Annotated in this window: 11 protein-coding genes, 1 pseudogene and 1 riboswitch; of the genes and pseudogenes, 10 read left to right on the forward strand and 2 right to left on the reverse strand. The window is 62.4% G+C overall.

Annotation, left to right across the window (positions count from 1 at the left end):
- The first annotated feature begins 3 nt into the window (after positions 1-3).
- The 4 genes from VK804_RS07885 (at position 4) to VK804_RS07900 (ending at position 3,101) form a co-directional block, all read left to right on the forward strand.
- Entirely contained in the window at positions 4-804 is an 801-nt protein-coding gene (locus VK804_RS07885) for an alpha/beta hydrolase (protein WP_325369607.1), read from the forward strand.
- A gap of 187 nt (positions 805-991) precedes the next feature.
- Positions 992-1,687 carry a dienelactone hydrolase family protein gene (locus tag VK804_RS07890; RefSeq protein WP_325369609.1) on the forward strand — a complete coding sequence of 232 codons (696 nt, stop codon included), beginning with the start codon at positions 992-994 and terminating at the stop codon, positions 1,685-1,687.
- Positions 1,688-1,886: 199 nt separating this feature from the next.
- Positions 1,887-2,390, forward strand: coding sequence for a DUF302 domain-containing protein (locus VK804_RS07895; RefSeq protein WP_325369611.1), 504 nt, complete (start codon positions 1,887-1,889; stop codon positions 2,388-2,390).
- Between the two features lie 48 nt (positions 2,391-2,438).
- A complete protein-coding gene (locus VK804_RS07900; RefSeq protein WP_325369613.1) occupies positions 2,439-3,101 on the forward strand; it encodes a sensor histidine kinase in 663 nt (220 codons plus the stop codon).
- Positions 3,102-3,146: 45 nt separating this feature from the next.
- Here the strand turns inward: VK804_RS07900 and VK804_RS07905 are convergent, their stop codons facing one another.
- Both VK804_RS07905 and VK804_RS07910 read right to left on the reverse strand, forming a co-directional pair.
- Positions 3,147-4,595 (reverse strand): PepSY domain-containing protein, encoded by a 1,449-nt coding sequence (locus VK804_RS07905; RefSeq protein WP_325369615.1) that lies wholly within the window; start codon positions 4,593-4,595, stop codon positions 3,147-3,149.
- Between the two features lie 16 nt (positions 4,596-4,611).
- The gene (locus VK804_RS07910; protein WP_325369617.1) at positions 4,612-6,852 is read right to left on the reverse strand and encodes a TonB-dependent receptor; all 2,241 of its coding nucleotides are present in this window, start codon (positions 6,850-6,852) and stop codon (positions 4,612-4,614) included.
- 335 nt (positions 6,853-7,187) lie between these two features.
- A riboswitch (cobalamin riboswitch) is annotated at positions 7,188-7,391 on the reverse strand.
- Between the two features lie 186 nt (positions 7,392-7,577).
- Here VK804_RS07910 and VK804_RS07915 point away from each other — a divergent pair.
- The 6 genes and pseudogenes from VK804_RS07915 to VK804_RS07940 all read left to right on the forward strand — a co-directional run.
- The gene (locus tag VK804_RS07915) at positions 7,578-8,204 is read left to right on the forward strand and encodes a ribonuclease D (RefSeq protein ID WP_325369619.1); all 627 of its coding nucleotides are present in this window, start codon (positions 7,578-7,580) and stop codon (positions 8,202-8,204) included.
- A gap of 132 nt (positions 8,205-8,336) precedes the next feature.
- Positions 8,337-9,068, forward strand: a complete 732-nt coding sequence (lptC, locus tag VK804_RS07920; protein ID WP_325369621.1) for an LPS export ABC transporter periplasmic protein LptC — start codon at positions 8,337-8,339, stop codon at positions 9,066-9,068.
- A gap of 11 nt (positions 9,069-9,079) precedes the next feature.
- Complete coding sequence (locus tag VK804_RS07925) at positions 9,080-9,787, forward strand: LptA/OstA family protein (RefSeq protein ID WP_414642736.1); 708 nt, start codon at positions 9,080-9,082, stop codon at positions 9,785-9,787.
- A gap of 1 nt (position 9,788) precedes the next feature.
- On the forward strand, positions 9,789-10,514 hold the full coding sequence (locus VK804_RS07930; protein WP_325369625.1) for an LptA/OstA family protein: 726 nt from the start codon (positions 9,789-9,791) through the stop codon (positions 10,512-10,514).
- Between the two features lie 195 nt (positions 10,515-10,709).
- Complete coding sequence (lptB, locus tag VK804_RS07935) at positions 10,710-11,714, forward strand: LPS export ABC transporter ATP-binding protein (protein WP_325369627.1); 1,005 nt, start codon at positions 10,710-10,712, stop codon at positions 11,712-11,714.
- 132 nt (positions 11,715-11,846) lie between these two features.
- Positions 11,847-12,200: pseudogene (locus VK804_RS07940) on the forward strand (RNA polymerase sigma-54 factor); the annotation flags it as partial.

The raw sequence follows: 12,200 nt of genomic DNA on the forward strand, positions 1-12,200 counted from the left end.
GTCATGAATAACAGGAGAGACGTCATGAAAAATCTTTGCGTACTTGGTGTGCTCGTCGCGACGCTGGCGGGTGGAACTCCGGAATCTGCCTCGGCGGAATCCGCATCGAAGGCCGCCATCAAAAATGTCGTTTTGGTGCATGGCGCATTTGCCGATGGCTCCGGTTGGGCCGCCGTCGCGAAGATCCTTGAGCAGGATGGCTACACGGTGTCGGTGCCCCAGCCCCCCGAGACTTCCTACGCCGACGATCAAAAATACACGAAGGCCGCAATCGACGCCATGGGCGGGCCGGTGGTTCTGGTAGGCCACAGCTACGGCGGGTCGATCATCACCGAGGCCGGCAATAATCCAAACGTTGCCGCGCTTGTCTATATTGCCGCGTTTGCGCTCGATGAAGGCGAGAGCTGTGCGTCGATCGAACAGGCCGTGCCGCAAGCCTCCAAGGCGTTCAAGCCAGACAGCAATGGCAACTGGTGGATAGATCAGGCGCATTTCGCGGCCGACTTCGCCGCGGACGTTCCGCCGGCGGTGTCCGGCTTTATGGCCGTGGCGCAGGTGCCGATCTCCACCGACGCGTTCACCCACAAGGTCACGAACCCGGCCTGGAAGACCAAACGCACCTTTTACATGGTGGCCGCCGAAGATCGATCGATCAATCCGGAGCAAGAGCGGATGATGGCGAAGCGCGCCCATGCCAAGACGGTCGAAGTGAATTCCAGCCATGTCGCCTACATGTCCCATCCGAAGGAAACAGCCAAGCTCATCGAGGAGGCAGCAGCCACGCGCACGTCGGCCAGTCAATGAAGCAACGCCGCGGCGTGAGCGCAGATCGATTTCTTCCTTCACGCCGCTAAAGTTGATGGCCGATTGGTCGGTCGCCCGCCCCGAGCCCGCAGCCAATTCACGGGCCGACTCACGGGTATTTATCGGGCAATCAGCGGACGGTTCGCTTCGAAGCCATTCAGCATGGGAGCAATCCCGGGAGTGCAACATGGAAAACCGCATTATCATCAAGTCGCCGGATGGAACATTCCGCGCCTACGTATCGCGGCCCGCCAAGTTGCCCGCGCCTGCAGTGGTCGTTCTCCAGGAGTTGTTTGGTGTTAACGCCGACATCCGAGCGACTTGCAATGAGTTGGCAGCCGACGGGTTCATCGCGGTCGCGCCAGATCTCTTCTGGCGGCAAGACCCTGGAGTGGATCTCGACGTCAGGTCCGAAGCCGCATGGCAGCGCGGTCTACAACTGTACGCGGCGTATAATCGCGATGCGGGTGTGAAGGATATCATGGAAACAGTCCGCACCGCCGTCGAACTACCGGAGTCGACGGGAAAGGTCGCGCTGCACGGCTATTGCCTCGGCGCGTTGATGGCATTTATTACGGCGGCCCGAAACGAAATCGACGCCGCTGTTGCTTACCATGGGGGTGACACGGAAAAATACCTCGGCGAGGTTGGCGGCCTGGAGGCCCCGTTGCTGATGCACCTCGGCGAGGAGGACGAATTCATTTCAAAGGCGGCGCAAGCTGAGATCAAAGCGGCCCTGGCCGGAAAACCAAACGCGACCGTTTATAGCTATCCGGGTCAGTGTCACGCCTTCTCTCGGCATGATGGGGCGCACTACAACGCCGCGGCAGCAACGCTCGCCAATGCGCGAACCAGGGAATTTCTACATCGACAACTGCAGTGATCATCGGCGGCTCCGAGGCGGCTCCGACCGCTTCGGGCGAGGCGGTCTCGTAGCGCGGCGCTCGTGAGTTCGCCGCTGCCGGCGGTGTGATGAGCTGTGGAGGCGGCGTGTCAGTGCTGCTCCACCAGATCGGCGTACATACTGGTTGATCTCGTAATGGAGAAAACCCGGCTACCGGAGCAGCAGATGGGAGCGTGACATGACCCAAGCCACCAGGCAATCGTTCATCACGTCACGGACGATTGCAGTCGAGCACATCAGGATATCGTCAGGACGGCCGTTCGCGGAAGTGCGCCGGAAGCTCGAAGGCACCGTGCCTAAACTCGATACCGGCATTGCCGAGGTACTGCAGAGCGGTGATCAGGAATGCGCGAAAATCTACGAAGAGAACGGTCCAAGGCTTTCGATCTTCGAAGAGCGCGATCATGGCTCCTTGTTGCAGATTTGGGGCAGGAGACGCAACGCGGTGCAATATGAAATTGGCAATCCTCTGACCGCCTCAAAGATGACCCGCCATCAGCTTCCCGCTGCTCTCTACGCGCCGCTACGGGTGGTTCTGTTCGAGGACGAGCAAGGCCGGGGGATCTTTGAATATGACAGGCCATCGTCCTTCTTTAGCCAGTATGGCGATGAGGGGGTAACAGAGGTGGGACTATATCTCGACGCGGCTCTCGAAGCTGTTTTGCGCAAAGCTGTCGGGTAACGGTGCCGAGTTGCGCTTTTGGTCGAGTTTCAGAAGAGGGCACTTGCTATGTTTGATAACACCCTACCGCAGGAAGAAGATATCCGACCGCCCTGTCCGGCGACCAACGATGAAGCCGATAAAGTGGATTTGTTCGTTAGGGAAACCCATCATCGAATGAAGAATATGCTGACCTTATTGGGTGCGTGGCTTCGCGCTGACTTTATGGCAACAGCGCCGGTGAATTTACCCCAGGCGATCGATGGGTTTGAGCGGCGCCTCCTCGCTTTCGGCAGGCTCTACGATCTTCTCTCAAAACGTTCCGACCGCCGCTACACTTCTGTTGGTGACTACGTCGGGACCCTGAGCCACGCACTGGCAGCTGCGATTCTCGAGCCAAGGCGAATTCGCTGCCAAGCAACGATCGGGGACGGTTTTCTTGAGTCGAAGCGCTGCGAGCGCTTGGGGCTTATCATCGTTGAACTGGTAACGAACGCGGCGAAGCACGCGTTTCCTAATCAACAGCCTGGATTAATACAAATCGAGGCATTCTATGGAGACGGTTTCTGGCACTGTACTGTCAAAGACAGCGGCATAGGGACGTGCGGCGCTCGTCGAGGTGCCGGGGAACGAATAGTTGAAGATTTGGCGCGGAGCGTTGGTGGTCACGCCATTACCCAATCATGCTCAGATGGAACTACTGTAACCGTTGTCGTGCCTCACCATAACTAGTCAATGGTTATCGTAGAGCAGACCGCTGCGTATGGTGCGCCGGCGTCAGGGCACCCGCGTTTTTGACCGGGAGAATGACCGGAGCGAAATCAGCAACCTCTGCATCCCGATCACGACGCCCGTCAGGCTGAAGGCAAAACCGCATCCGCACAGCGCGACGATCAGGATCGTGCGGAGCAGCGGATGGGACGTCAGCGGCCAGAACCTCAGCGTGTGCAGGCCTTCGAAGAGGCGGCGATAGGCCCGCTGCGGCGCGTTGAGCCGATCCAGTAGCGCGCCGCTCGCGCCGTCGATTTCAAACCAGGTGTCGCCGCAGATGGCGCGGAATATCGGCGCATCGGGCATCCGTGACTTGACGGCGCTATTGTCGCTGGTGGCGATGATCGAAGCCGGTGCGCAACCGGCTGCAAGATGCCCGATTGCATGGTCGATTTCGCCGGCGCGCAGCAATCCACCGTCGAGCAGGGTGATGTTTGGGCTTGTCTCATACAGGCGCTGTTGTTCCGGGCTCGCTCGTTCGCGGCGATAGATGTTTCCGCCGAAGGCGAACCATTCGATTTCCTTGACGCCGGCGCCTCTGCCCTCGCCGGGTGACAAGCTGCTCCAGTCAGCCGTGCCGGCGATCGACCGCGCATCGGCGCGCGCGTCGCGACCCTTCAGCCATCGGCCGTCATCCATCGATAGCCATCCGCTGAATGCAAAACCCAGCACGAACGGCGCGCAAACGAGGCCGAAGCGATAGTGCCAGGCCTGCAGGCCGCGGTAAGGCGCGGTCGCGCCCCTGTTTCGGACGTCCAGTCGGGTCAGGCCGATGACGACGCCGAAGCCGGCGCCGATCCACGCCAGCAACGATAGCCACCACATCAGCGACGTCCAGGCTTGCAGGTGATGGCGCAGCGCCGTCGGATAGATCCAATGCGCGATACTGCCGATATAATTGAGGGCACGCGCGCGCTGCGTGGTGACGAGGACCACGTCGCCGGTCGTCGAGGCGACATAGAGTTCGGTGCCGCTGATGTCGTCGAAGGCGACGCGGTATAACGGACGATCGGAATCGAACGCGCCGGAAACGCTCCACTGGTCGAACGCGATCGGCTCGCCGGCGTGGGCTCGCGCGGTGTCCAACCCGCGAGCCCGTGCATAGCCGCTCGCGATGTCGAGCGCGGTTCGCGTCGAGATCACCGCGCCGTCCGCGAGGTCGCCTGCGCGCAATGTTCTGAAGGCGGATGGTCCGGAGATCAGGTAGATCGGCCCGTCGCTGCGCCCGACCAGGCGGACCCGCAAGACCTCCGCGATTCCGCTGGCGGCGACGGCCTCGGCAGGGCCGTGCCCGACACGGTCGGGATCGATCGGCAGCAGCGCGGCAAAGCGGTCCGTCTCGCTCGATGAGGGAAACGGCACGAAATGCATCGCGATGCCCGAGGCGAACCACATCGCAAACAGCAGGCAGAACATGACGCCCCACCAGCGGTGCAGCAAGGTCAGGACACGCATGCGGCTTCTCTGCGCATCACCACTTCGCCGAAGCGGACAATTCGAACGTCCGGGGCGCGCCGAGATAGACCTGGTCGGGATAGCCGGGGTCGGAGAACTGGGCGTAGACGGCGTTGGTCAGGTTGCGCACGCGGAAGCCCACCCGCATCTTCTCCAGGCCCTGCCACCAGAGATCGCGGCCGGGGATGTCGACAAAGGCGAAGAGATCGACCGTCGTGTAGGGCAGCATGGCGGTGAGGTCGTCCTCGAACAGATATCGTTGCCCGACGTGGCGCACCGATCCGCCGATCTCGACCGGCCAGCGCCAGTTGGTGAACGTATAGGACGCGCCGGCATTGATGATGACAGGCGCTATATTCGACGGGATGTTGCCGCTCCAGACGTCGAAAGCGCCGTAATGCGCATCGGTGAAGGCGACGTTGCCCCAGAGTTTCAGATTCTCGATCGGACGCGCCGCGCCGGCGAGCTCGATGCCCTTGGTGTGTACCTCGCCGGCCTCGGTTGCGACCAGGTTGGTGACCATCACGTAGACGTTGTTTCGCACGATGTCGTAGGCCGAAAACGTGGCCTCCATCCGTTTGTCGTCGGAGATCACCTTGACCCCTGTCTCGTAGATGCGTGAGCTGGTCAAATCCACCGAGCTTCCCGGCGTCAGCGAAAAAATGGCGGCAACCGCCGGATCGTAGGCGGTGGCGTGCATGCCGTAGAACATCAGCCCCTTGACCGGCTCGACTGTCACAGCCGCGCGATACGACACCGGCGTCCAGTTTTTAGTGAAGGGCTCGCCCGCCGGGATCGTGCCGCCGAAATCGATGCCGTCGCTCGATAGCCTGGTATCTTCGACGCGAACGCCCCCCATCAATGCGAGCCACGGCGTGATCTTGAGCTGGTCCTCGATCGAGACGGCGGCGGTCTGCAGGCTCTTGTTGCGGATGCCCGGCTCCGGCGTCAGGGTATAAAGCCCGGCGACAGGGTTGACCACGGCCACGGAGTCGAACGGATAGTCGTTCGGGTTTTGCTCCTCCGAGAACTGGATGTCGTTACGGCTCACCTGCAATTGCCCGGCAAACCGGTTTTCCATGCCGAAGAAAGCTGAGTTCCAGGCGACATCGATGTTGTCGCCGACCACCTGCTGCTTATGGGAAACAAAGAAGCGGTCACGGTCGATCATCGAGCTGCCGGTGTCGAAAGCATAAGTCTCGCTGTCGAACCAATGGCGAGTGGCGCCGTAGTCGTAGGTCTGGTTCTTGACCGTGATGGCGTCGCCGTAGGACCATTCCCAGCCACCGCGTATCCACAATTCCGTCGCTCCGACGGAGTTGTCAGCGACGTTGTAATTGGTCGTCAGCGTGCGCGAGTCCACAGTCACCGGCGCGATCAGCGAGCCGTCGAACGTGGAGACCGCGGATCCGGAGACGACGCCATGCGTCGAAAAGGGACCGGAAAACCCGGTCGTCGTCAGCGGCGTGCCCCAATAGGCGTGGCCCCCGTCGTTCTTGTAGTCGATCGCGGCGAACACCTTGAACGCGTCGTTGACGCGATAGTTGAGCTGACCCGATACGTTGTTGAGGTTCTGATAGTCGCCATCGATGAAGCTGGCGACTTTCGAGGAACTGACGTCGAAACGATAGTCGAGCCCCGGCACCAGCGTGCTGCCGCCCGAGCCGAAATGCGTGCGATAGGTTCCGAGCGAATCGATCGACCCGTCGAGCTCACTCTTGATAGGGCCTGTGGTTGGCTGGTTGCTCACATAATTGACGGAGCCGCCAATCGCGTTGAGGCCGGACATGATCGCGGAAGGGCCTTTAAGGAACTCGATCTGTTGCAGATTGGCGGTCTCCATGATGCGCCCGGTGATGTCCTGCGTGCCGATCGAGATGCCATTGTAGAGCACGTTCACCTCACTACCGGTGAAGCCGCGCATGGAAAAGGTCGCAGGCGCGCCGCCCAAATCGGCGGCCTGCACGCCCGCCGCGCCGATCGCGGTTTCCGTGGTGGTACGGTAGCCCTGCTCGCGCATCTGCTGCTGGGTGACGATGTCTACGGATGCGGGCGTATCGTGCACCGTGAGACCGAGCCGGCTGGCGCTGGTCGCGACCAGATTGCCGTTGAGCGGCGTTGGCGCAGCTTCGGTGGCGCCGGGCTGAGCTACAGGCTTGGCCGCCGGATTCGAAGCGGTTCGATTGGCGCGCTTCGGAGCTCCTTGCGAGCTGTCGCTCTGTCGGCGCGCGCCGGTTGGCTTGGGAGGCGAAATCACCACGGGTTCAAGCGTGACCGGGCTTTGTCCCGCCTCCGTGCCGGTTTGCGCCGATGCAGAGTTTTCCGTGACAACGGACAGCAGAAGGACCAGGCCGAGGGGCAATGCCGAACAGGATGGCCAACATTGCGCCGAACCGATTGGTTCAGCCGAACGCGCGGCACGACGCAACGGCCCGCGAAATTGAGGGATTGCGATGGAGGACATGATCGTGCTCGGCGGCGAATGCCCAAACCGTCAGCACGTTCGCCGATCCGATCTGCCCTTCGCCCCTGACACGGCAGCTCGATCCGGCTCTCTCGGCGCTTCGGGACACCCCGCCCGACGCGCGCGTGCATGACTCGTGACTGGCAGCAGGTTTCCTGGCTCGCGGGTCATAGCCTCCAACCACCTTCCCAGGATCAATCGATCCCAGTGGCATCAATGGTCGTCGGCTCGCCGCTTACAGTTGCGGGGGCAGCCGCGGCATTGCCCGTCGCAACAGGCGCACCGCATTCCCTTGGTCAGCCCTTGCGGGCACTACCGATCGCAACGTCGCATTCCCCGCGCGCGGGAGTCAAGCACGGGTCACTGCTCCGGAAACAGCGAGGTCGCGTTCGCTACGCAACTGCGAAACCGCAATGCCGGTCGGCATTTTCTTGACCCGGAGGTATCACTGTGGCTCGCCTCTTTCGATTTTGGGCGGTAGCTTAACCTGCGACGATTCGACGAGGCTTGAAACCATCATGACCGTACGCCTGCATCGCGGCGACCTGCCCGATCTTTCCCGCTACACCGGATCGGTGGCGATCGACACCGAAACCATGGGGCTGCACCCGCATCGCGATCGGCTCTGCGTGGTGCAGCTGTCGAGCGGCGACGGCAGCGCCGACGTGGTGCAGATCCCCAGGGATCACGGCAAGGCTGCCGACGACGCGGCGAACCTGAAGGCGCTGCTGGCCGATCCGAAGGTGACGAAAATCTTCCATTTCGCCCGCTTCGATATCGCCGCCCTTTCCAACGCCTTCGGCGTGATGCCGCAGCCGGTGTACTGCACCAAGATCGCCTCCCGGCTGGCGCGCACCTATACCGACCGCCATGGCCTGAAGGACCTGGTGCGCGAGGTGCTCAACATCGACCTGTCGAAGCAGCAGCAATCCAGCGACTGGGGCGCGCAGTCGCTCAGCGAGGCGCAGCTCGCCTATGCCGCCTCCGACGTACTGCACCTGCATGCGCTGCGCGAGCGCCTCGATGCCATGCTGGCCCGCGAGGGCCGCCTGGAGCTGGCGCAGGCCTGTTTTGACTTTCTGCCGACGCGGGCAAAGCTCGATCTGCAGGGCTGGGACACCGAGGACATTTTTGCGCATTCCTAACCAGGCGCCTTGAAACGCTGGCTCGAGCCGGCTTCCGCCCCGTTTCGGTCACACTCCTGACCAGAGGTCCGGGCTGCATTATCCGCCGGGGCCGGGTAGAATGGCGGGCGACGTCAGTGCTTCGGAGCAGCGATGAACTCGGTTCAGAATCCTGCCTATCAAGCCGGAATGGAGGCGCGCTTTGCCATCGCCGCGCGCCATAGCCGGCTGGTGCAGATACTTCGCATTGCGGTTCCCGCCGCCGTCATTCTGGCGATGGCGGCCATCATCGGGATATCGGTCTTCAACCCGTTCCGGCTGCTGTTGCCCAAGCTGCCGGTCGACATGGGAAAACTCGTCGTCTCCGGGACCAAGATCACCATGGAATCGCCGCATATGGCCGGCTACACGCAGGATAAGCGCCCCTACGAGGTTTGGGCCAAAACCGCGACCCAGGACATTACCGATCCCGATTTCGTCGACCTCAAGACCTTGCGCGCCAAGCTGCGAATGGAAGACCAGTCGACCGTCACGCTCGATGCCCTCGACGGACGGATGGACAACAAGAACCAGTTGCTGGACCTGCACCATAATATCTTTTTGCAAACCTCGACCGGCTACAAAGCGTGGCTTTCGCAGGCGTTTGTCGACATGGGCAAGAACACGGTGACCTCGGAGGAACATGTCGACGTCAAGCTGCTCAACGGAACGCTGGCCTCGGACAGGCTCAGGATCACCGGCGGCGGCGAACTGATCCGGTTCGAGGGCAATGTGGTGATGGATCTGGACAATTTGCCGGCCGCCGAGACGCCACCCGCCGACCCCGCGCCTGCACCTGCGCATCACGCCAAGACCAAGTCCGGCAAGACCGCCAACCCGAAATGACCCTTGAAATGATGTCACTCCCGCGCATCACGTTGGCCAGGCGGATCGCGCGGGCCGCCTGCACCGCCGCTTTCGCGTTCGGGATAATCGCCGCGGGCGATGCCGCCGCGCAGAGCGCGGTCAGCGGTGTGCCCAATGCGATGCAGGGCTTTTCGCAGAATCGCGACCAGCCGATCCAGATCGAGGCGGCGGAACTCGAAATGCGCGACAAGAAGAACGAAGCGACGTTTTCCGGCAATGTGAAGGTGGTGCAGGGCGACACCACCATGACCTCGAAGACGCTCGTGGTGTTCTACGATTCGTCGGCCCCCGCCGCAGCTGCGCCGACGGCCGCGACCAAGGCGAAGGCCGCGAAGGCGGCGCCGATGCAGTCCGCGACCCCTGGGCCCGGCGGCAGTTCGTCGATCAAGCGGCTGGAGGCAAGTGGCAACGTGGTGGTCACCCAGAAGGACCAGGTGGTGACCGGGGATACCGCGATTTTCGATACCAAGACCAACCTGATCACCATGCTCGGCGGGATCGTGCTGACCCAGGGCAAGAACGTGCTGCGCGGCGACCGGTTGCTGGTGGACATGACGACGGGCGTGTCGCGGGTGGAATCCGACTCGGGCCGAGTGCAGGGCCTGTTCCAGTCCTCCGGCCAGGGCGGCAGCCTGTTGATTCCCGGCACCGCCCCGCCGCCGTCGCCTGCTCCGGCCAACCCGAACAAGCCGAAATAGAATGTTGGTCGCGCGCATAGCGACGAGCACACGCGCCGCTGCCCTCACGTTTGCGCTGGGCGCAGCCGGTGCCGCCCTTGCGCAGACTGCCGCAACAGGTGTGCCCAATGCCATGCAAGGCTTCTCGCAGAACCGCGACCAGCCGATCCATATCGAGGCACCCGTGCTCGAAGTGCGTGACAAGAAAAAGGAGGCGACGTTCTCCGGCAATGTGAAGGTGGTGCAGGGCGACACCGTCCTCACGTCGCAGACACTCGTGGTGTTCTACGAGCAGTCGCAAGCCGCCGATTCGGCGCCTGCTCCTGCGACGTCAGGCGCCGCGGCGCCTGCGGCCCCGGCGCCGACAGCGACCAATTCGAAAGCGGCGGCAAAATCGGCGCCGCCGACGCAGTCCGCGACCAGCGGCCCCGGCGAGAACTCGTCGATCAAGCGGCTGGAGGCGCGAGGCAACGTGGTCGTCACCCAGAAGGATCAGGTCGTGACCGGGGACATCGCAATTTTCGAGAACAAGGCCAACCTGATCACCATGCGCGGCACCGTCGTGGTCACCCAGTGCAAGAATGTGCTGCGCGGCGATCGGCTGTTGGTCGACATGACGACGGGCGTGTCCCGGCTTGAATCGGACAGTGGAAAGGTGCAGGCCATGGTCGATCAGTCCGGCCAGGGATGCGCGCCGGCGCCGGAAACGCCCGTTCCGGCACCGAGCGCCCCAAATAAACCGAAATAGTATCAATCACTTGTTTGATCTTCGCGGGCGGCGAGGTTGAAGCCGGCCGCATCAAGCTGTATCTACCGCGGGCTCGGCGGCACCGAAACGGGGGCGTTTCGCTGGGCAAACGACGCCCATTCCGTCATGTTGTGCATGGCGAATCGAGTAGCCGCTCGGGTCGCGGGTCACCTTGAAAGGCTTAAGCGAAGCGGGATGGTGGATTTACTCGGCATGTTCCGTCGCCGCCCGGCGAAGCGCACCGCGCCGGGATTTGCGCGCTCGCGCGAGGATATCACCGCGCTCGGCGACAGCATGGGCGACATGCTGACCAGCCCCGTGCGCGAAGCGCCCCCGGTCGGCCGCGAGGCCCCACCAATCATCCGCGACGCGCCGCTCCTGAAACCGGAACCGCCGCGAGCCGAAAAACCGAGGCCGGCCCAGAAGAAGCCCCGCAAGGCGAATGGCGCAGCGGGGGCGCCGCAATTGTTGCGGCGGCCGGGCTACCTGGCTGTGCATAGCGTGGAAAAGAGCTTCGGCACCCGGCAGGTCGTGCGTGGCGTCAGCATCTATGTCCGCCGCGGCGAGGCGGTCGGTCTATTGGGCCCCAACGGCGCCGGCAAGACCACGGTGTTCTACATGATCACCGGCCTGATCAAGGCCGATCGCGGCGCCATCGAACTCGATGGCCATGACGTCACCAAGCTGCCGATGTACCAGCGCGCGAGATTGGGCATCGGCTATCTGCCGCAGGAAGCCTCGATCTTTCGCGGGCTGACGGTGGAGCAGAATATCCGCGCGGTGCTCGAGGTCGTCGAACCCTCGAAGAAAAAACGCGAGGCCGAACTCAACTCGCTGCTCGACGAGTTCAACATCGCAAGACTGCGCAAGACGCCGTCGATTGCGCTGTCGGGCGGCGAGCGGCGCCGCGTCGAAATCGCCCGCGCGCTGGCCACCCGCCCCAATTACATGCTGCTCGACGAACCCTTTGCCGGCATCGATCCGATCGCGGTCGGCGACATCCAGGATCTGGTGCGACATCTGACCAATCGCGGCATCGGCGTGCTGATCACCGACCACAATGTGCGCGAGACGCTCGGCCTGACCGACCGCGCCTATATCGTCTATGCCGGAGAAATCCTGACCGAGGGCAGTCCGGATGAGATCGTCAACGACCCGGATGTCCGTCGTCTCTACCTCGGCGAGGAATTCCGGCTCTGATGCCGCCGGAACCTCGGCTGGGAAATCCGCCCTCTAGTCTATTTTTACTATACGTCAAGCCGTGTACATCGGCTTTGGACTAGTTTAAGCAAGAATCGGACCAACTTTTGAGTGGGATCGGTTCTAGCCTCCATGGCGCTGACGCAGAGATTAGAGTTTAGGCAATCGCAGTCGCTGGTGATGACGCCGCAGTTGATGCAGGCGATCAAGTTGCTGCAGCTGTCGAATCTCGACCTCTCGGCCTTTGTCGAGGAGGAACTGGAGCGAAATCCGCTGCTTGAGCGCGCCAGCGATGGCTCCGAGCCCCCGGTTGCCGGTGAGGCAATGCCGGAACGGGCCGAGTTCGCCGATTCCGACGATTCAGGCGTCGAGCATTCCGACTTCGCCAACGGTTCCGCCGGTGAAAATTTCGAGCCGGTCCAGGAAGAATGGCTGACCCGCGACCTCGGTAGCCGCACCGAGATCGAACAGACCCTCGACACCGGG

The organism is Bradyrhizobium sp. (assembly GCF_035484855.1).
Classification (GTDB): domain Bacteria; phylum Pseudomonadota; class Alphaproteobacteria; order Rhizobiales; family Xanthobacteraceae; genus Bradyrhizobium.

What these genes read in the sequence shown, in the direction of transcription:
- VK804_RS07885 (WP_325369607.1), top strand. Translation starts at nt 4, where the DNA reads ATGAATAACAGGAGAGACGTCATGAAAAATCTTTGCGTACTTGGTGTG.
- VK804_RS07890 (WP_325369609.1), top strand. Translation starts at nt 992, where the DNA reads ATGGAAAACCGCATTATCATCAAGTCGCCGGATGGAACATTCCGCGCC.
- VK804_RS07895 (WP_325369611.1), top strand. Translation starts at nt 1,887, where the DNA reads ATGACCCAAGCCACCAGGCAATCGTTCATCACGTCACGGACGATTGCA.
- VK804_RS07900 (WP_325369613.1), top strand. Translation starts at nt 2,439, where the DNA reads ATGTTTGATAACACCCTACCGCAGGAAGAAGATATCCGACCGCCCTGT.
- VK804_RS07905 (WP_325369615.1), bottom strand. Translation starts at nt 4,595, where the DNA reads ATGCGTGTCCTGACCTTGCTGCACCGCTGGTGGGGCGTCATGTTCTGC.
- VK804_RS07915 (WP_325369619.1), top strand. Translation starts at nt 7,578, where the DNA reads ATGACCGTACGCCTGCATCGCGGCGACCTGCCCGATCTTTCCCGCTAC.
- lptC (WP_325369621.1), top strand. Translation starts at nt 8,337, where the DNA reads ATGAACTCGGTTCAGAATCCTGCCTATCAAGCCGGAATGGAGGCGCGC.
- VK804_RS07925 (WP_414642736.1), top strand. Translation starts at nt 9,080, where the DNA reads ATGTCACTCCCGCGCATCACGTTGGCCAGGCGGATCGCGCGGGCCGCC.
- VK804_RS07930 (WP_325369625.1), top strand. Translation starts at nt 9,789, where the DNA reads ATGTTGGTCGCGCGCATAGCGACGAGCACACGCGCCGCTGCCCTCACG.
- lptB (WP_325369627.1), top strand. Translation starts at nt 10,710, where the DNA reads ATGGTGGATTTACTCGGCATGTTCCGTCGCCGCCCGGCGAAGCGCACC.